Annotated in this window: 21 protein-coding genes; 8 read left to right on the forward strand and 13 right to left on the reverse strand. The window is 47.4% G+C overall.

All coding sequences use genetic code 11. From position 1 onward, the window contains the following. Window positions 1-112: 112 nt before the first annotated feature. Window positions 113-715, forward strand: coding sequence for a class I SAM-dependent methyltransferase (locus NEV57_RS04470; protein WP_257657099.1), 603 nt, complete (start codon window positions 113-115; stop codon window positions 713-715). Between the two features lie 21 nt (window positions 716-736). Here NEV57_RS04470 and NEV57_RS04475 read toward each other — a convergent pair whose 3' ends face one another. Beyond that, a complete protein-coding gene (locus NEV57_RS04475) occupies window positions 737-1,099 on the reverse strand; it encodes a DUF4260 domain-containing protein (protein ID WP_257657100.1) in 363 nt (120 codons plus the stop codon). Between the two features lie 275 nt (window positions 1,100-1,374). On the opposite strand from NEV57_RS04475, the gene NEV57_RS04480 reads away from it, so the two are divergent. Then, complete coding sequence (locus NEV57_RS04480; RefSeq protein WP_257657101.1) at window positions 1,375-1,899, forward strand: DinB family protein; 525 nt, start codon at window positions 1,375-1,377, stop codon at window positions 1,897-1,899. Between the two features lie 38 nt (window positions 1,900-1,937). On the opposite strand, the gene NEV57_RS04485 is transcribed toward NEV57_RS04480, so the two are convergent. The 6 genes from NEV57_RS04485 to NEV57_RS04510 form a co-directional block, all read right to left on the reverse strand. After that, window positions 1,938-2,396, reverse strand: a complete 459-nt coding sequence (locus tag NEV57_RS04485; RefSeq protein ID WP_257657102.1) for a MaoC family dehydratase — start codon at window positions 2,394-2,396, stop codon at window positions 1,938-1,940. Window positions 2,397-2,450: 54 nt separating this feature from the next. Next, window positions 2,451-3,251: a methyltransferase domain-containing protein gene (locus tag NEV57_RS04490; RefSeq protein ID WP_257657103.1), complete on the reverse strand. Its 801-nt coding sequence runs from the start codon at window positions 3,249-3,251 to the stop codon at window positions 2,451-2,453. 127 nt (window positions 3,252-3,378) lie between these two features. Beyond that, complete coding sequence (locus NEV57_RS04495; protein ID WP_257657104.1) at window positions 3,379-4,623, reverse strand: outer membrane protein assembly factor BamB family protein; 1,245 nt, start codon at window positions 4,621-4,623, stop codon at window positions 3,379-3,381. Window positions 4,624-4,737: 114 nt separating this feature from the next. Next, window positions 4,738-5,532, reverse strand: coding sequence for an SDR family NAD(P)-dependent oxidoreductase (locus NEV57_RS04500; RefSeq protein ID WP_257657105.1), 795 nt, complete (start codon window positions 5,530-5,532; stop codon window positions 4,738-4,740). 124 nt (window positions 5,533-5,656) lie between these two features. Further along, a complete protein-coding gene (locus NEV57_RS04505; protein ID WP_257657106.1) occupies window positions 5,657-6,751 on the reverse strand; it encodes a helix-turn-helix domain-containing protein in 1,095 nt (364 codons plus the stop codon). Window positions 6,752-6,853: 102 nt separating this feature from the next. Then, entirely contained in the window at window positions 6,854-7,615 is a 762-nt protein-coding gene (locus NEV57_RS04510) for a hypothetical protein (protein ID WP_257657107.1), read from the reverse strand. 423 nt (window positions 7,616-8,038) lie between these two features. Between NEV57_RS04510 and NEV57_RS04515 the strand changes: the two genes are divergently transcribed. Both NEV57_RS04515 and NEV57_RS04520 read left to right on the forward strand, forming a co-directional pair. After that, window positions 8,039-8,464 carry a hypothetical protein gene (locus NEV57_RS04515; protein WP_257657108.1) on the forward strand — a complete coding sequence of 142 codons (426 nt, stop codon included), beginning with the start codon at window positions 8,039-8,041 and terminating at the stop codon, window positions 8,462-8,464. A 169-nt stretch (window positions 8,465-8,633) separates the two neighbouring features. Further along, window positions 8,634-8,966 (forward strand): hypothetical protein, encoded by a 333-nt coding sequence (locus tag NEV57_RS04520; protein WP_257657109.1) that lies wholly within the window; start codon window positions 8,634-8,636, stop codon window positions 8,964-8,966. 34 nt (window positions 8,967-9,000) lie between these two features. Here the strand turns inward: NEV57_RS04520 and NEV57_RS04525 are convergent, their stop codons facing one another. Together NEV57_RS04525 and NEV57_RS04530 are read right to left on the reverse strand one after the other, a co-directional pair. Then, window positions 9,001-11,469 carry a hypothetical protein gene (locus NEV57_RS04525; RefSeq protein ID WP_257657110.1) on the reverse strand — a complete coding sequence of 823 codons (2,469 nt, stop codon included), beginning with the start codon at window positions 11,467-11,469 and terminating at the stop codon, window positions 9,001-9,003. After that, entirely contained in the window at window positions 11,435-12,475 is a 1,041-nt protein-coding gene (locus NEV57_RS04530; RefSeq protein ID WP_257657111.1) for a hypothetical protein, read from the reverse strand. The genes NEV57_RS04525 and NEV57_RS04530 overlap by 35 nt, the downstream gene beginning before the upstream one ends. 327 nt (window positions 12,476-12,802) lie before the next feature. On the opposite strand from NEV57_RS04530, the gene NEV57_RS04535 reads away from it, so the two are divergent. Together NEV57_RS04535 and NEV57_RS04540 are read left to right on the forward strand one after the other, a co-directional pair. Continuing rightward, a complete protein-coding gene (locus tag NEV57_RS04535) occupies window positions 12,803-13,249 on the forward strand; it encodes a hypothetical protein (protein ID WP_257657112.1) in 447 nt (148 codons plus the stop codon). Between the two features lie 22 nt (window positions 13,250-13,271). Beyond that, entirely contained in the window at window positions 13,272-13,763 is a 492-nt protein-coding gene (locus NEV57_RS04540; protein ID WP_257657113.1) for a YdeI/OmpD-associated family protein, read from the forward strand. A 78-nt stretch (window positions 13,764-13,841) separates the two neighbouring features. On the opposite strand, the gene NEV57_RS04545 is transcribed toward NEV57_RS04540, so the two are convergent. The 3 genes from NEV57_RS04545 to NEV57_RS04555 form a co-directional block, all read right to left on the reverse strand. Continuing rightward, complete coding sequence (locus tag NEV57_RS04545; RefSeq protein ID WP_257657114.1) at window positions 13,842-14,744, reverse strand: carbohydrate-binding family 9-like protein; 903 nt, start codon at window positions 14,742-14,744, stop codon at window positions 13,842-13,844. A gap of 425 nt (window positions 14,745-15,169) precedes the next feature. After that, on the reverse strand, window positions 15,170-15,598 hold the full coding sequence (locus NEV57_RS04550; RefSeq protein ID WP_257657115.1) for a hypothetical protein: 429 nt from the start codon (window positions 15,596-15,598) through the stop codon (window positions 15,170-15,172). A 146-nt stretch (window positions 15,599-15,744) separates the two neighbouring features. Further along, window positions 15,745-16,560, reverse strand: coding sequence for a M48 family metallopeptidase (locus NEV57_RS04555; RefSeq protein ID WP_257657116.1), 816 nt, complete (start codon window positions 16,558-16,560; stop codon window positions 15,745-15,747). A gap of 314 nt (window positions 16,561-16,874) precedes the next feature. On the opposite strand from NEV57_RS04555, the gene NEV57_RS04560 reads away from it, so the two are divergent. Together NEV57_RS04560 and NEV57_RS04565 are read left to right on the forward strand one after the other, a co-directional pair. Next, window positions 16,875-17,759 (forward strand): dienelactone hydrolase family protein, encoded by an 885-nt coding sequence (locus NEV57_RS04560; protein WP_257657117.1) that lies wholly within the window; start codon window positions 16,875-16,877, stop codon window positions 17,757-17,759. 204 nt (window positions 17,760-17,963) lie between these two features. Further along, entirely contained in the window at window positions 17,964-18,623 is a 660-nt protein-coding gene (locus NEV57_RS04565) for a response regulator transcription factor (RefSeq protein ID WP_257657118.1), read from the forward strand. A gap of 28 nt (window positions 18,624-18,651) precedes the next feature. Here NEV57_RS04565 and NEV57_RS04570 read toward each other — a convergent pair whose 3' ends face one another. Next, window positions 18,652-19,398 carry a porin family protein gene (locus NEV57_RS04570; RefSeq protein ID WP_257657119.1) on the reverse strand — a complete coding sequence of 249 codons (747 nt, stop codon included), beginning with the start codon at window positions 19,396-19,398 and terminating at the stop codon, window positions 18,652-18,654. Window positions 19,399-19,536: the final 138 nt, after the last annotated feature.

Genomic DNA, 19,536 nt, shown 5'->3' on the forward strand with positions numbered 1-19,536 from the left:
CTCAACCTATCAATTGATAAATACGGCCGTGATTGATCATAAACACCGATTATTATTGCAACAATGTATCAATAACAGAAAAAATGGTTAATTTTGAAATAAAACAGTTGACATGGCAGAATTCTGGGAGGACAACTTTATCGAAAAGCAGGAGATGTGGGGTTTTGAGCCGGCGCATTCGGCTGTCTGGGTGAAGGAACTATTTATGGAGCATGGCGTAACGAGTGTGCTCATTCCCGGCATTGGTTACGGCAGAAACGCAGCGGTATTCAGCGGCAGCGGAATGAAAGTAACGGGCATTGAAATTTCAAAAACCGCGATTGGGCTGGCCAAAAAACACTACGGGCCAGACCTGGTGATTTACCACGGCTCGGTAACGGAAATGCCTTTTGACAACAGCCAATACGATGGGATATTCTGCCATGCGTTAATTCACTTGTTGGACAAAAAGGAAAGGGGGAAGTTCATCCGGGACTGTTATCATCAACTGGCACCGGGAGGTTACATGTGTTTTACGGCGATCACAAAGGCGGCCCCGACCTATGGACAGGGCTCCCCGGTAGGCAAAGACAGGTTTGAGCAGTTCGGCGGCGTAAGGTTATTCTTCTACGACATGGCGACAATCAGGAAGGAGTTTGCTTCGGTGGGACTGATGGATGTAACCACAATAAGCGAGAATTACCCCTTCTATATCATTAAATGCCATAAAATATAACACAGTTACAGAACCGCTGCATCAGCTGTTTTTTTCTTTCCCTATTTTACCGAGATGCGTGTTGGTGAACGAATCACTGAATTTAAGTCCGTACCCCAAAGCCCGGTCAAGCGATATATGTGCAAACAAGATAACGGCAGCCAACTGCCAATACACATTTCCACTGGTCAGTGCGTAAAGGGCAACCACGGACGCAACCAAACGATGATGCAGCAGATTGTAGGTAAATGCACCGGTTTTAGGACCAAAAACATAGCCTATCATACCAAGGTCGGGTGCTAGCAGCAACGCAATAAACCACCACCACGGAAGATTTAACAGGCTGAATAAGAAAACGCACAGGAAAAACAGGGCGATCTCTTCCGACTTTACTAAATAGTTCATTTTCTAATCTGATTTCATTATGTAAATGCCATGCACAGTGCCGGCACCGCTTGGGAATACCACGTCCGATAGCTTGTTTGTGGTACGGTTCCTTCCGGCTGGTTTCCGTGCAGGGTAAAGGTAGCCTTTTCCCGAAATTATTACCAACACGCCGGATCCACGTATAACTGTCCTGTTTACCCCTTTCGATTGTCGCGTTTGTCACCGGCTAATCCGGGGAATATCAGCTAACTTGGCTGTATAAATAACAGGATTAATTCATTAACTAAAAAAACATGGACACGTCACTATCAGCACAGTTGAATATGATCATCCCCGCCTACAGGATGCATACACAGATCTTTATGAACGCGTTGGATGGTATATCGGAAGAAGATGCGCTAAAAAGAATTGAAGGCCGAACCAACCATGTGGCCTGGATGGCGGGTAATTTTGTCAACACGCGCTATGGCCTGGCCGGGGTGTTGGGCATTAACGAAAAGGATCCTTTCGACGAACTATTCTTCCAGGGCAAAGCATTGGACACGCAGGTTACGTATCCCACGCTAAGCGAACTTAAAGCGAATTTCCATAAAATATCACCGGTTGTATATGACGCACTGCTGAAGATCACCGACGCCCGCTTAAAAGAAGAGGTACCGTTACACATGAATATCTCCTTTTTCCCGGAAACGCTGCTCAACTTTATCGGCATGTGTATCGGCCGGGAAGACTACCTCTGCGGCCAGATCGGACTAATGCGCAGGATATTGGACTACCCGGGCATGAAATACGAAGTGAACGAGCAACTGAAATACTAAAGGTCAATGACAGCGGATGACCAATCTCCGTGTGGCACTTAATTGAAATGATAAAGGAACACCACATCGCCGACGTAAGCCGGTTTGGCGTTGTCCCTGATCAATAAGGTAGCCTGAATAACGGCTTTCACCGTCCCCCGGAGGTTGGTGATTGACTGTACCTTGGCCTGTAGCTGTACCTCGTTATCGACCAGCACGGGCTGTCCGAACTTCAGGTTTTCTATGCCGTAGTTAATTTCCATTTTTACGTTCCTGATATCCGCAATTTGCTTCCAGAGGTAGGGGATCAGCGCCAGTGTCAGGTAGCCGTGCGCAATTGTGGACTTAAATGGCCCTTCGTTCTTTGCGCGTTCCTTATCCACATGTATCCACTGATGGTCCAGTGTGGCATCGGCAAACGTGTTGATTTGCTGCTGATCAATGCGGTGCCAGTCGGAAAGGCCAACGACCTTTCCTTCGTATGATTTGTACTCTTCGAAATTAGTTATGACCACCATCGTTCAATCGTTGTTTTTATATTGTGTAACCTGGAAATTCACGGCCAGCGCCAATCAGCTGGTTGGCCTGGCGCCGGGCCTGCGCTTCACGCCGTACAATAATAGCCTTTTGAACGCATAAATTGCAGGGAAGGAAACAAATTGCGCTTGTATTCTTTTTATAAACGCCGACCTGAACCGTTTTTGCTGATCCGCATCCAGCCGTTCCATGTAGGGAATAAGCGCAGAGCCGGAAATGAATTGATATAAATCCGTTTCGTTTGCTGCAATGATCGGATAGACCCGCAGCGAAATATTCAAGTCCGTAAGCTCCCCATCGAACATCAGTTGTGCGTATTCATCCAATTGCAATAGCGGGGACTTTTGGACAAAACCATCCAGCCAATCAGCAAACGGTTTTTCGGATGCCATTTCCAACAGGATCCTGTTTAAGCTATTTTCTGTTTGAAAGGGCATCTGCACGGCAAACTGCCCGCCGGGATTCAGCTGGGCAATCAGTTCCGGAAACAATGTCCGGTGGTCATCGGACCATTGAAGGGCTGCATTGCTGAAAATTAAGTCCCACGTGGCTGCTGACGAGCGGATAAACGGCTCCATGGCAGTCAATTCAAAACGCAGGTTTTCCTTCGTAAACTGCCCCGATCCGGCGAGCATTTCTACGGAAGAATCAATGCCGAGAAAATCAGCTGTCTTAAACTTATCTGCAAGTATAGCCGACTGTTCTCCGGTTCCGCACCCGATGTCCACCCCGTTACCGTTTCCCAGCTGTGCCCCTGAAATTAAGCTCATCAGGTCCAAAAACGGCCTTAGGCGAATGTCCTTAAACTGATTGTATTTAGTAGGGTCCCAGGGCATGTTATTTTTCCTTTAGCTTATGTTGTTCTTCCAATGAATCAGATTCAGCAAATAAATAAGCGGCTATGACAAAACGGTTGCAGCAGACAACAGCAGCAAGGTTTTCACAACGCTTCGTTTAACATCATCATGCGGGATTTTTTGATGATGTGGTAAGCAGTATTTGTGAATCCAGGCGTGTCTCTGCCGCGTCAGCATCTTTTCCATCAAAGGGGATGACAACCTGCTGCCCACCATCGGACCGTCCAAACCGGACAAGCCCCTCCTTCGCATAATAATACACGTCGCCGTTAACGATTTGCAGGTTGGAAACTGGCTGGTAATCCAGCGGAGACAGTTCAACCGCACCAGTATCCATGGTCAATGTAAACAGTTTATTTTCCGCAGTATATCCATAGATAAGTGCACCGTCCTGTACAATAAATTCGATATCACCCTCAACAGCCGCTTTCCATTGCAGCTGCCCGTCCGCGGCTACCAGGCAATAAACGCCCGAATGGCTTCCATCGGTCTCGGTCGCAAAATAAACCTTATCCCCGGCGGTAAAAATTTTCTTGTTGATGTTGTATTCATCTTCGCCGATCTCAAACTCCCAAACCGGAGCCAGGTCCGCCGGAGCGAGCCCATAAACGGTTTTGGACTCGTTTGGAATGATGACCAAATGACCGTCGGTCACCGGTTTGCCGTACATCGCGCGGGGAAATCCGCGCTGGTAAAGCGGCTGGCCGCTGGCCGCGACAAAATTATATACGTAGGGCGCATTTTGCAGGTATAAGGTGTCATTCAAAACCAGGTTCGGCAGGTTATTATATGGATAAACAAGCTTATAATTCCACTGCAGTTGCCCATCCGAGGCACTTATAGCATAAATATTGGAGTTATTGCTGCTCAGGAATAACATATCCCGATAAGGTACCAGCGACTGTCCTCTTAACACCAGTTCGCCGGTGTTCAACCCGATTTTGGACTCCCAGAACAGGCTTCCGTCAGTCGCGTTTATAGCATAAATGTAGCCCGTCATGTAGGCGGTGAACAGTACCCCGTCCTGATAATAAAACTGGTTCCGGCCGTTGTTCAACCGTTCGGTATCGGTTGGGGTAAACGACCACAGCTTTTGGAAGTCGGTATTGTAACATTCCAGTACGCCATCATAACGGTTAATTATCCAGCGTGGGCCGACCGTTTTATTGTATATCAGGTATTCATGGAATGTTTCCACGTACATATCCTCAGCCGTAAAAACCTGATTATTCGAATAGTCGGGTTTGTCTGACTTCGGTGCGGGGTTGGGTGCAATGGCCTGACCGAATGAATGACCTACGTAACAGGTGGCGGCCAGGAATATGCTCAGGTACTGGATGGCTTTTTTCATTTGCTATCGCAATTAGGTGCGCTTTTCCGTAGCTAAGATACCATCACATTGATAAAGAAACAAATCGGCTACTGAAACTGCTCCCTATTCATTCATCCTGCTGGCCTGCTCATTTTACCCTACCTGTTGTTCCGTATGGAGTTCCTTTCTTATTTTGTTGGTCAGCATGGGTAATTTTACCCAGATGGGCAATAGGCTCAGGAATAACCAGCTGAAATGATTTACCATAATTACCGAATCTCTTTTTTCCAGTTGCCGGATACAATACTGCGCAACCTTATCGGGGTTTAATGACGTTATTCTGGCGAAAAAACCCTGTGCTTCGATCCTTCGGGTACTGTCTTCATTGGTTTTCATCGGCCCGGGATTTACCACGCTGACAAAGACGTTGGTGTTTTTTAATTCCTGATACAAACCCCTGGAGAATGAATGAACAAACGCTTTGGACGCGGGGTACACCGTTTTATACCCAATGGGTGAAAATGCAGCCAGACTCGATACATTCAGGATGTAGGCTTTCGTTCGCTTGTGCAGATTCGGAAGCAGCTGGTGTGTCAACAGGGCGGTTGCCAACACATTGAGCTGGATGATAGTGTCGATATAGCCGGTGGAAGCGTCTTCAAATTTTTTAGTGCCGCCGACACCGGCATTATTGATCAGCATACAGACATCAAATTGGCTGTTGATCCATTCGGCAACGGAAAGTATACTTTCCTTTTTACTTAAATCGGTTTCACAGGCATGGGCTTTGATGCCAAACTGATCCTGCAAATCCGCACACAGGGCCGACAGTCGCTGGTCCGGCAGGCTGATTAATACCAAGTTGATTTTCCGCCTGGCCAATTCGTAAGCAAACGACTTTCCGAGTCCCTGGCTGGCTCCCGTGATAACGGCATATGTTTCTTCCATTTGCGTGAATTTTCACTGCAAAATTAGCAAGGAAGGTGTACCGGAATGTTCGGATTTATCTACCCGAACAACAAATCGGATTTAGAAGCAATTGATTAATAACAAACAAGTTAAACGTTCGTCATTATCCATTGGAACGTATTTTACGGTACTCGGTAGGCGTATAAGAAGTCATTTTCTTGAATGTGGTATTAAACGCGGTTTTGGAATTGAACCCCGATGCATAACCGATTGCGAGTATGGTTAGGTGATCGTATTTCGGATTTAACAGCAGTTCTTCTGCTTTTTTAACCCGGTATTTATTTATAAAAAGGAAGAAATTTTCACCGATCCCGTTGTTGATCACATAAGACAACTGATGGCCTGAAACGTTCAGTTTTTCGGCCAGGCGGAGCAGATTGAGCTCGCTTTCCATATAAGGCTGCTCAGCTTGCATCAGGGCCAGTAATTGTTCCTTTATACGCTGCATATCCGCATCGGTTATTAATTTGTTCCGTGGGTTTACATCGTCGGTATTCTGCATTGTATTTACCGTGTTTTCCAGGCCTTCCAGTCCGCTTGGATAGATCTCCCGCTGCCGGACTGCATGAAAGGCCACAAAATAGATAACCCCCAGGAAAAACAGGTTGACATAGCTGTTTAATGATGCCGCCATGGTAAAGATGTTGTAAAAAATAATCAGTACCGAAGAGGCAATAAACGCATAAATAATGTATTTGATCCAATTCAGGTCAATGGATTCTTTCGTGGATGAAAACTGCTCGATATTTTTCTGATGGTTTTGAATTTTCAGATAGGCCGCTATGGTGTATCCTAGTGCATGCCCGAGGAACAGGATGATATATACAAAGTGGAAGCGATTTTCATCGAGCACTGGCCGGGATAATAAAAGGACCAGAAATAGCAGGGGTACGAAGAGATAAGCCAGGTCTTTTTTGATGTATCGGTAAGTTGGATTGGTATAGAAAACAACACTTAAATAAAAGGTCGGCGGAGTCAAAAATTGAATAAATCTGGTGATCGTAATGATGTAGCTGGTGTTCTCCGTTGATTTGGGAATGATCATTTCATCCAACCAGAATGTGGCCCAAAGCAGCACAAAAATTCCGAAATAACGATTGGCTCTCTGGTTTACCTGAACGGCATTACTTAAATTCAGGAAGGATAATAAAACCAACCCGCCGGTAATCAGCGTGATAACGATGAAATTGAACTCCATTTAGTGAAAAATTGCCTTACCGATGGGAACGATCGGTACTCCAGCGGCTAACATGCTCAACGTGCACAAACCCAGCCGAGGGTAAGCCACGTTACATACACCTTAATCCCGATCGGACTCCCGACGGTTTTCCAATGTCACTACCCGTTTTTCCACCGATTCCATAATGGTTGTCAAACTGGCGATAGCATCATTAACCTGCGCATCCGTGGCGTGCCGTTCCAGGCGCTTCATACGTAATGCCAGTTCATCCAGCCGTTCAGGTAATCCATCAAGATCAGGCTGTGGCTCCTTTTTCCTAAACAGGGGAAGGGCGGCCAGAACACATGCGAAAAGGCCGATGCCGAGTGCGAGGTATACCATCATGCTATGTTGTTTTTCAGAACTATTGTCTTCATCGGGTTGTTCGGGGTTGGCGGCATACACACCGGCAGCACTATCGGATAGCGTTTCCATGCTATCCATGGTGGCCACTTCCATTGGTGTTTCATCCGCAGGCGGGTGAATCAGGTGATCGGTTTGGGCAACATACGCTGCATAACCGGCAAGTTGCTTTCGATAGCCTTTCCCCGGCCGGTCGAAGATATCTGCAGATATTTGATTCCGCAACGCGGTCAATCCCGCCTCGTCAGTAGCTTTCATGGACCGCCAGCTGTTGTACCAGCGCTCGATCCCGGCGATGGGTTGACTGGATAATTGCTGCCTGAAGCAATCGTAATCCAACGTTTCGCAGGATATCCGGAAATTGGTATCCTGTGAAACTGCCTTGTCTGTTGCCAGAAAATTAATCGTTTCCCGGATCAGCTCATACTTGGCCCGGTCTGCCTGATCCTGTGCAACAGCCTCCCAAACCAGCAGGGCCATACATACAAAAGTTAATAAACCACGCCGCATATCCTTATATTTTATTCGGTAACATAACGATTCCCAATGTTCTTAACGGCTAAAATAGGGAGAAAATCAGGAGCAATCACGCTTTTTTTAAAATTGTATCCTATTTAAAAACCCGGCCACATTAAAAAAACCCGGCCACTCTTGGACAAGAATGGCCGGGATAACATCTTCTTTGAAGATGGCGTTCCCATGAGGATCGGGAACTTAAACCTAAACCTAGTGCCAATATAGGAAATGATAACGAGTTGTACAAGGGAAATCTTTCCAAATATGTATGCACTGCAAACGATTGTTTTTCCTTGTTTTCGAGGATTGTCCGGTAAATCCGCATCACTTAATTTTACATGGGTTAAACAGGAATCAAAACGAAAACAGGAGATTAAGATCATCGTTATGAAGAAAATCATGATCATTTTTATGCTGCTGTCCGTACAAATCGGATTTTCACAACAAGCTACACTCACGCAAAAAGGCCGTAAGGTGTTTGTGGTGGGCGTGTCGAAAAGCGAGGGCGCTGTCAAAACGGTCGATAGGCTGATTGATGAACTGAAAGATTGGTCGTATTGGGAAGTCACCGCCGATAAAGCAGAGGCAGATTTTGTGCTGCAGGTTGATGTTACCGCTTCAAAGGGCATTACAGCAACATCCTGGGGCGGCACTTCGTATGCGTTGGTGGCACAGCTGATTGATAAGGAGGACCAGGTTTTCTGGGAATCACCCCAGTTCCGTGCCAGTCCAAACGGCACCAACGGCTTTAATGCCGGAAACGCTGTAGTGAAAAAACTGATGCGGATACTGCGGAAAAATTATACGCCATAATTGCCCGGGCTGCAACGCATTTTGGCCGACCAGCAGATTACCCCGGTTGCAGATGACAACCCGCGGTTCCCGGGCCGATTTTCGGTCCAGCCGATTATTTTGTGTAATTTTGTTTATAGCGGTCCGGGCCGATGAGAGATGATGACAGGCAAACGCAAACAAATAGACCATGAATTTAAAAAACACATCGCTGGAAACTTCCTATCTCCCCGTGGCATGGGAATACCGGGAGGTTATTGAAGCGGAAATAGCGAAGAAAACGCGGGGTAAAATTTTCTTTTTCTGCAGGGAAGAAGGAATCTGTGAGGCGATAGGTAGTGTGCTGTGGATGAAAGAAGAACAGGGCAAAGGGTTATTCATCGGACTGGATACGGAAAAGAAGATCCGGGTGGACCGGATCATTACGTTATTCGGCAAGCCCGGAGCCGCCTACGATGAATACAATGCGTATGGCAATGCCTGCATGGACTGCACAGGAGGCTATGAAAATGACGAATTATAAAAATGTTTGCAGGGCCTATTTTATCTCACGCTGCTCACGGTAAATCGGACATAACAAAGTCGGCGAGGTAAGTACATTCCGCGATGGCTGCACGGGCAAATTCGGTATCCTGATACTTGGCCCGTAACTCTCCGAAATAACGGTTACGCTGGCTGAACAGCCAATAGGGATCCGGCTGGTGCTGTGAAAAGACATACCCGTTTTCATAATAATCGCTGATTGAGTCAAACTGATACAGTTTTTGTTCACATTTGGCCAGCATGAAGGTACATTTGGCCTGAAACTCCCGGTCGTCACTCAACTCGCGGGCCTTAGCGTACCAGATAGCGGCCTGACGCGCTTCATGGAAATCCCCGGCGTAATAATAATCCCCTTTCACGTAATTATCGGCACTAGTCCACGTATAGCTGATCAGTTGCCAGGAATTGCCAAATGCACCGGTTTGGTATACACCGTTGGCTAACTGATAATAGTATCCGGCAGCATTTACAGGATCTTGTTCAATACGCAGCTGCAGTTCAGCCATTGCTTTAGCGAAATCGGTCTTGGAGAGGGCGGTATTGCCAAACTTTTTCGGATAGTCCTTTATCGTGGTTACGAATGGATCAGGCCACAGGGTATCTTCTTCCGCACTGTACCAATTAACAGGTGGCTCTTGCTCGAAATCCGACGAAAGGTGGTCGAATGCTTTGGAAGCTGCCGGATAGTTGTGCATACGGAGATAAGCCGTACCCAACAGGTCCCAGTAATCATCGGAATCCAGTCCACCCAGCCGCCCTTCAAAAAGCGCTGCCCACGGCCGTTCCAGCCCTTCCCTGCTCCATTTGGCAAGTTGCTCCAATGCCGCCGGCTGCAATTGCTCCTGCCAGAAGGATTGTGCTGACCACGACATGTGGGTATATAAATCGGCAGTGTCAGCGGTGTTATCGGTCGCCAAAGGAAAGTCGCTGTTCCACATGAATAAGGCCGCCATGGCCGTATCCCGCTGCCGCATGAAATGCGGTGCCAGCACCGACTGGTACAGGTTAGTAGCCGTTCGGTTGAAGCGAAGTTCGCTGGCTCCAAGCCAGTCATATGATGTACCATATTGTTCTCTGGCATCGGCCAGCTCCTGCTGCCGCTTTTGTTCCAGCCATTGCAATGCGGGAAGCATTGCCTGCTCGTCAAGCGCGTTGGATACTTCGAGCGTACGTACCTGCACCAGCAGTTCAATAATGCGGTACTGGTCTGCCAATCGCTCGGATAACCGATTCAGCTTTACCGTAGCAAGTGTCGCTGTGGCCTTTTCCATCTCCCCCAGCAACCAGTAGATATAAGCCGTGGCAATGGTTCCCAAATCGGGATCCGTATATTGCTTTTCCATCGCAAGCTGCTGTGCAAATTCAGCAAGCCGGACGGCATGCTCGCGGGCATGTGTAATGACCGAATCGGGTTCCCGGTAGCCCGACCACCAACCGCCGTTGTAGTAAGCTGATGTTTCGGTGAGCAGGGTTTCCAGTTTATTGATTTCCCGGGTGAGCAACACGCCTACCAACGGGCTACGCGGTGCTAAGCTGTACACCGACTCAAGCGCGTGCATGTCAAAGTCGGCGTTGGTAAAGGCTTCGATCGCCGCTATGGCAGCGCGCTCGTCATCAGATTCCGCCTGTGCAAGCACCTCGTCGGGCGTTACGTCAATATAATGGAAGTTTTTGTAGGCTTGCACGCGCCGTTCCGGACTCCGTGTAAATACCCTTGAAAACAAGTACGCCGCAGTCGCCGGATCGCCTAATCGTCGGACAGCACCCGCTTTGAGTGAAAGGGCCCATCCTTTTACAGCAGAATTTCCGGGAGCAGTGGCGATGTACTGGTCATATATTTCCACACAGCGCTGGTAAGCGCCCGCGTAATGGTACATGCGGGCCGCCTGATAGGCATAGCGCAACCGGAGAAAGCGATCCCGTTTCAGTGCCGTCACACACGTTTCAGCACGGTCGGCCAGCGCTTCCATTTCGCCTGTATCCATGGTGTCACGGGGGTCAGGGTCCCAGTAATTTTGGTACGACACCACGGCATAGGGTTCGCTTTCTTTAGCAAACAGGTAATATTCGCGGGCATCTTTATGCCCGACCAGCGCACGGAGGTAAGTATTGCGCTGTAAGCTATCCGGCAGCGGCAACGGACCGCCAGTGAGGTAACCGGCAATGAGCGAATCCGTCGCTGCATCGGTACGGTACATGATGGCTTCAACGTCGGCTGCGGCAACCTGCTTCCCCAGGTAACGTGCCCATTCCCGGCTATTGATCAAGGACTCAGACTCCGGCTCGTTCTCGTCATATAAGAATCGTAACCCGGTAAAAGAAAAGGGCACATACGCATCCCCCGGTGTATTATTATGAAAATAAGACACATAATAGTCATAAGGGTCCGGCTCAGGTCCGCATGCAATATTTATTGCGATCTCACCAAAATACGCGAGCGCAAATGCACTAAAAACGATCAATGATTTCCTGGAGTTGTTCATTTGAAAATGCTTGAAGCACCTGGCTGTCCAGGTGGTAAAACAGTAACGTAAAGTCTTCCCTTCGCTTATAGGCAGCCAGAAAATCGGCCGCCGACCGGAGGTCCTTCCATCGTGTTTCTTCACGGCGGACCACATCGCCTGCACGCAGCCCGGCTTCCGGCAACGATACCTTCAGCCTGTACAGCGCCGAACCTTCACGATGGGCAAAACGGGCGGTATCGGATAATAGCCGTGGGTCCAGCCGTTTGCTGATTCCCGCATATTGCCCATCACGGAATACAACCGACCAGCTGAACAACGGAAGTGCGATATCCACGGGCAATGGGTAATCCGGCAGGAATTCCTTCAGGTAAGTCTCCATCTCGTGCAGGTCGAGAATGGAATTATGTTCACCTGACTGACGGAGGTTTCCCATATTGTAACACATGAGTAAGACACGGTCTACCGGCGGAATACCACTGCTGCGCCTATTGCGTACCTGGTGCAGTCGCAGTGTTGCCGTTAACCGGACGGTATCGCCGACCTGTTCACGCAGTGCCGCTAAGAGATCAAAATAGGTGTCACGCGTCGTGGCAGTCCAATCACAGTCTAGCTGGAGTTCGGTAAAATCCTGCTTGCCAGCCTGCCGTACTTTGCCTTTTACAAACCGGTATATCCGTGCAGCGAGGCTATCCCGTTCAGTTTCGGAAAGATCATACAGCACCTGGTTCACGATATAAACAACGGGGACAACTGCTACAGTATCCGGGAGCGGACCCGGAAAGGTGATAGCGGACACCGGGATGGCCTCGCCATTGGGCCCCTGGGTATCGATGTCCATCATGCGGATAAACAGCCGGTTCGCGTCCATGCTTTTTACGGCATTCTTTTCGATGCTATCGGGTTGGTAAACCGTTTTCCAGTAATAGAACGAGGGTTCCACTTTTCCGGAGTGGTATCCACACGCACCGGCCAGGATAACGATACAGACGAGGTAACTAAACCGGTAAATAATGCGAATTCCCACCTTTCAAAGGTACAATCCAACTAAATGCTTTGCAATAGCCGTTTTCCGGGATTCGTGTGTAGCAATTGGCGGTTATATTACGTTTACATCATATACAATAGCAACCGTAAGGGTAAAGCGCCAAGATCATCGGCCACGATACCGGATGCTATGTGACAAAAAGTGTCGTATTGTCTTTTCATAATTTAGGTTTATATTTGGTTAGTTAAAGCCCCGATTCTCCCCGTTTCGGGGCTTTTCTTTCAAATTAATAGCAATCAATTGTCCTTGTCATTTTTGATTTCCTCGATCCGGTCCAGTAACTTAGTCCCCAGCAAATGAACACCCGTGGTTAAACTAAACAACATCCGATGGTATTTCCTGTTCGCCGTGTGCTGCGTGGCTGGTTGCAGTGGCGGGCAGAAAAAAAATGAATTCACTTATTATCGGGCCATTCATAATAGGGATACGGCCTACCTCTCAATTCATATCGGGGGAGGCGATTTCTACGGTAAATATGGATTGGTCAAGGGGTGGGAAGTGCCCGTTGTGGGGGATATCATGGGGGAAATCCGAACCGATACGTTAGTCGGAACATTCAGCTATACTCCCTACCAGCACCGGCACAAAAAGCGGGTAGCATTCGCGCTCTTGCAGCGGGATAATCAATTGCTTTTAGGCGGTGGCGCCGAAACCAGTTACATGGGGATTCCGCATTATGCCCCGGGCACCCTGTATTTTGATGACACCGGGTTTGTCTTTGAACAGGTAGAAAAGCCCCTGATCTTTGAGTAAAACGGCTGCAAAATGGAATAAGATGGATAGAACGGACACCTTTAAAGCAGTCATCGAAATTATCGGAATCAATCCGTTTGTATTTGTCCCTCCGTATGTGCTGGATCAATTATTTGAACAGGCAGGTAAAGACAGGGGGCCTATTCCGGTATGCGGAACGATAAATAAAAAGCCATATACCCAGACATTGGTTAAGTATCAGGGGGAATGGCGGCTTTATATTAACATGGTCATGCTAAAGGACTCGCCAAAAAGGATTGGCGAGACCATTACCATCACCATCAGCCACGATCCGCTGGACAGGAATGTTTTACCACATCCGAAGTTGATGCATGCCCTGGCTGGTCACCCCGAGGCCCAGCGGATTTTTGACGGCTTGCCACCTTATCTGCAAAAAGAGATTATCCGGTATATCTCATTTTTAAAAACGGAAAGCAGTATCGATCGGAATGTGGCAAAAGCCATCGACTTTCTGCTCGGTAAGGGCCGGTTCGTCGGAAGAGATAAACCTTAGCCGTGGGGGCACTGCCTACCGCACCGGAAACACCTTCGGAATAGATAACCCGTTTATCCCTGTTCGGTAAGCTGGAGGCTATTCGATAACCTGATTGGAAAACGTGATATAGGTAAAACATTCGGGCACGTGGGAATCCCACACGCCATGTGAACTCCATGCCCAGCCGCCTGAATCCGTCGTATCTTTTTTATGGGTATTGAATCTCGAAAAATCCATCCGCCATACATCACCATCCTTTGGCGGTAGCGCCCGTCCATCACCTTTGGCCAGCAATTCAAGGCCTTTCCAGGGCAGTGCCAACTCTACCGTCCAGCCTTTATCGGTATCATCGGGCTTGTTGATGGTGCCGTTGATGTGTACGGCAGACTGCAATCCCGGAAAGTCCCAGTTCCAGAAGCCGATGCGTTTGCCCCGCGGATGATTCTTGTACCCTACCCCATTAAATGGCCTGACGCCTTCACGGGTGGTATCCAGTTCGGCTAACTGGCCGTAGCCTTTTTTCTCAAATTCTTCCTGCCAAAAAAACAACACCTCGTAGATGGTTCCAAACGAATTGATCTCGAATTCATAATAGCCATCGGCACCGGCTATAAACAGCTCCGCATCATTATCCTGATAAATGGGCGCATCTCTTTCTGTAAGGGTCGCAGTCACATTGGGTTCCTCCAGCCAGTACCCTACATAAAGGTAATCGTCGTCCCATAGCACAGCGGCCCGGGTATCCATATACGTCTCCGTTCCGTGGATCAGATCGACAAAGCGGGAGGAACGGGGAGCATTTTCCCAAACGGCTTCATCCAGCTTACCGTCGATAACCGGCGCTTGTTTTATCCGCTGTGCCGTATACGTTGGAATACTGTCTTCACAACAGGGTGGATGTATCGTGGTATTATTGTTTTTTTTACCGGGCGCGTTGCAGGATATCCCCAGAAAGCAAAGAAAAAAGAGGGCAGGGAATAGGCGTTTTGTATTGGTCATGTCGTTTATTTTGGTTTTAGCTGTCTGAAAGCCCGACAATGATACCGATTTTTTCTTATACTTTCTGCTGGCGCTATCGGGATTGTCCCTTTTCCTGTTTTCTGAAAATCAAACGAATCCGGATTAACATGATCCCGATAGGGTGCTTACGTATAGCGTCCGTATAACCGTTAGGTTAGTTTAACAAATTTTTGACAATAGGCTTTACAATTTGTGCGATCATTATCCGTTATAGCTATAAACAAAGTATAAAATTGTCTTTTCATAATTTAGGTTTATAATTGGTTAGTTAAAGCCCCGATCCTCCCCGTTTCGGGGCTTTCTTATGGCATTATGTTATGAAAGCATTGATCGTGGAAATGCGCAAAAAAAAGCGGATTTAGCTAGTCACGTTTAGCTAAATCCGCAATTTATGAGGTGGCTGACTACTGTTTTGTTCCTTCAAATGTGAAGGACACGTCCTCTTCAGCCATTTTTTGCGTAACAACAATCAGATTCTTTTCTGCAGCCTGGAAGGCGGCGGAACCTTCGGGGCCCTGGGCGATCAAACCATCCCGGGGATTCCCGCTTGGTGCCTGCATGGCCATGGTGGTTGGGGTCGCATGGGAATAAGCTTCTCCCGATTTAGGTGAGAATTTTATCTTATTGCCGCCTGCGGCCGTAGCGCTCAGTTCTGCACCGAAATATTCCTCGGCTCCGATGGTCAGTGTTCCCTTATATGTTCCGGCCATAACCGCCGCAACATCAACTTCTCCCGGCTGATCATCGTCTTTACTGCATCCGGTAATTAATACGCCTGTAACGAGTAAAAGCAATACGCTTAGCATCGGTGTCTTTGTATGTAATTTTTGCATAACATTGAAATTTGTTTATCCACAAAGTTATCGCAGCAAAGACCGCCAGGCAATACCGATAATTCGGACTTTTTACCCCCCTACTATTAGGGGGGTATTGTAACCGATTAAGAACCCCCTGTCATTTGGATTGAGATGACACTACATCACTGAGGCAGCGGCGTCGACGGAAGTTCAACGGTTCCCGGATCCTGCCATAAGCCATCCTGTTGCGCCTTGGCCTTCACTGCCTCCGCCCGTTTTTCGCTGTCGGGGTGCGAGCTTAACATTTTTTCGAATCCGGAAACGCTGGAATTACCTGCTAATAGTGCCAGTTTTTTAAAGGCTGAATAGGCCCCGACCACATTATAGCCGTGCTGTTTCATGAAATTATAGGCATATTCATCGGCATCCGATTCCTGCTTTCTGCTATGGGAAGCATCCAGCATCGCATTGGCCAGCTCACCCAATTGGCTCTCGGAAAGCGCCTGTACGGTATTCGAGGTAGATGATGCGGCATCCATCGCAGCGGCCCGCATGTAAGCGCTCTTCATGGCGTCCTTGGTATCCTCGTTTTTAACATGACCGATTTCGTGGCCGATGATTGACAGCAGTTCTTCGTCGGTCATCAGGTCCATTAACGAGGAAAACACCCGTACACTGCCATCTGCGCAGGCGAATGCATTAATATCCGTAACAAGGTATACCTTATAGTTCAGGGCTAAACCGTCCTGCGATTTATGGGTGCCGAAGAGCCGTTCCAGCCTTACTGCATACGGATCGTCCGCCGCTGCGATGGTGTTATTTTGATCCATCCATTCAACGGCCTCTTTTGATAGCCGGACAGCATCTTCATTACTGAAAGTCAACGCCGATACGCTTTTGGATGCCGCACCGGCAGCTTTCCCCAGATTAATTCGTTGCGCATTGGCCACACCTGTAACTGATGCGGCTAAACAAAGGGTAAGAAATAGGTTCTTCATATGATAAAATGTGATGTAAACTAATTAATATATCCTGGGGTAAACCAAAAGTATACCAAAAATACCGCTTGCCCAATTTTAGAAAACAATGTTAAAACGGCTTTTACAAACGATGATATTAGCGTTAATTCGATTTGTTTCTTCAGCTGCCGTCCATTGCATCGGGAAGGTAATTACCCAAAAAGAGAAAATAAAACCCAAAAAGGCGACGGACAATTTTGTAATTTTTAAGCGACTTATCCGGAACGTACTGAAAATGAACCGGCATTTACTTAATTTAGTATTAATTGTTTTGTGGACCAAAAGATAACGCTATGCTCAAGTTGAATAAGGAAGACATTAAGCAGGAAGTTTTTGATCTGTATGATGATTACGCGCATAATCGCATCAACCGCCGTGATTTCATGCAGAAACTTTCCATTTATGCAGTTGGCGGCCTCACCGTGAGCGCGCTGATGAGTTTCCTGATGCCGGATTATGTCGGGGCCATACAGGTAAAGGCTGATGATCCAAGAATCACGTCAAGTTATGTCAGTTATCCATCACCCAAAGGCGGCGGCACTATCAGGGCGCTGTTAACCATGCCTAAAGACAACCAGAAAAAACGGGGCGGTGTGGTTGTGGTACATGAAAACCGTGGATTAAATCCGCACATTGAAGATGTAGCGAGAAGAGCTGCCCTTGAAGGCTTCATCAGTCTGGCTCCCGATGCGTTAAGCCCGTTGGGGGGTTACCCCGGTAATGACGATGATGGACGCGCCCTACAGAGCAAACGGGATAGAAATGAGATGCTGGAAGATTTTATTGCTGGATTTGAATACCTGAGCCAGCATGAATATAATACCGGCAAAGTGGGTGTGGTTGGCTTCTGTTTCGGCGGGTGGATTTCCAATATGATGGCTGTGCGTATCCCTACCCTTGCGGCGGCAGTACCCTTTTATGGCGGCCAGCCGCCTACAGAGGAAGTACACAATATAACAGCCCCGATTGTGTTGCACTATGCCGCGCTGGATACGGGGGTAAATAAGGGGTGGCCCGAGTATGAAAAGGCGCTGAAGGAAAACAACAAGGAATACACCATGTACATGTACCCGAATGCCAATCATGGCTTCCATAACGATACCACGCCGCGTTATGACAAAGCGGCGGCGGAATTGGCGTGGCAGCGTACCATCGATTTTTTCAAGCAAACGCTATAAGCGGAAAGTCCTGTCGGCAAACTGTTCAATTTCAAGCCAGGAGATCAAAACGCAGCTCATTTTCCCGGAAATTTATATCTTCGCATATCTTAATTATACGAGAGGTATAATTTATTGGCCGAAAACAACCTGATCGACTATCAATCTACCGCTGTTTTCTCCAGATTACAGTCTCCTAATATTCAATCAGCATTGCGTGATACCATGTTTCAACAAACGGAAGAAGAAATTGACAGATTGATCGGCATCCTTAAAAGCCATGACTTGTTGACCAGGGACATTGAACGGTCGGAAACGTTTCTGACGATCGTCAACACGTCCGATTTCATGATTACGTTACACGACGTAGATTTATACCGGCCTGTTTGTATCAACAATAAATTCAAGCTATTTTACGGATTTGAGAACAATTGGCTTAGTCAACACGACTTACTTTATTACGTCAAGACCATCCATGTAAGCAATTTACATACCCTGGTCAAATCCGTGGTATTCTTTAAGCAAAAAAATCATGGATATCTCAACCTCACTTATAAATTGTTACACCGCAATACGACCTATAAAGATGTTATTGGGACCACAAAAATGGTATTTGCCGAAAAAGGCAGACCTAAATTTGCGATTACAGTAGCCCGGGTAGCCGACACACAAACGGATAGTTTTACTGTGGCAAAACTGACCAAGCGTGAAAAGGAAATTGTCAAAAGGCTGGTCAATGGAAGCAGCAGGAAAGAAATCGCAGACGCCCTGTATATTGCCGAACATACGGTACATACCCACACACGAAACATTTATAAAAAACTAAACATAAATAAGATACAGGAATTAATATTGCTGTACGAAATGTTTGTTTCGGAGGACTAAACAATTTCACAACTAAGTACGACCGCTCCTAGAGTTTATAGCCAACTGAAAAACCGACTAACTTGTTCCGGATATGGCCGTCGCCCGCTGTTCCCGAAACTTCCGGACTGAGGTTTGCCAGGCCCCATTGTGCATTAAACTGGATCGCCAGCTTACCGAAAAATTCATATCCTGCAAGAATACCTATCCCGTAGTCGAGCGGGCGGCCATATAGGTAATTACCAAATTCACCATCCATAACGTCGTTCTTAAAAATCACGTCGCCATGGTTTTCGATTACAATATCACCGATGTGGACTTCCCGCGCGGATTCCCAGTTTCCCCCCATACCGTAGCTGATATAGGGGCCTGCACCGAGTAGTAACTTACCAATGCCCAGCTGCGGCTTGTACAGCGCATTGACCGGAATCTCAAGATACGATACACGTGCTTCAAATTCATTAGCTGATCCCGAAAACCCGTTACCGGATTGCTTAAATCCTTTACCGGAATACAGCAGACCGGGTTGGATATAGAAATTGGCTGCCATTGGAATATCGATGGTAAGTCCGACATGCAGACGGGGTATGGCCTGGGTAGGACTTTCACTGCCTTCTTCGTCTTCAATGCCCGCGCTGGAAAAGTTTACTCCCGCCTTTATACCCCATGTGGTTTGTGCATGAACCGAATGGCCAGCGGACAGTATAAGCCACAAGGTAAAGAAGGTGAATACATGTAGTAGATTCGCTTTTTTCATTGGTAATACAAATTGGTCTTCGTTGAATTCTTTAGTCATTAAACGCCTTAAACCGTAACAACGCTACAGGAAGATAGGAAATTTAAGGAAACGGTATCATCACGGTATGCCAACCTGCCAACACGTGTGGTGGATTTACTTAAAAAAGCATCGTTGGTTGGGGAGAGAAAATGTAAA

The sequence above is a fragment of the Parapedobacter lycopersici genome (assembly GCF_024643285.1).
GTDB classification, from domain to species: domain Bacteria; phylum Bacteroidota; class Bacteroidia; order Sphingobacteriales; family Sphingobacteriaceae; genus Parapedobacter; species Parapedobacter lycopersici.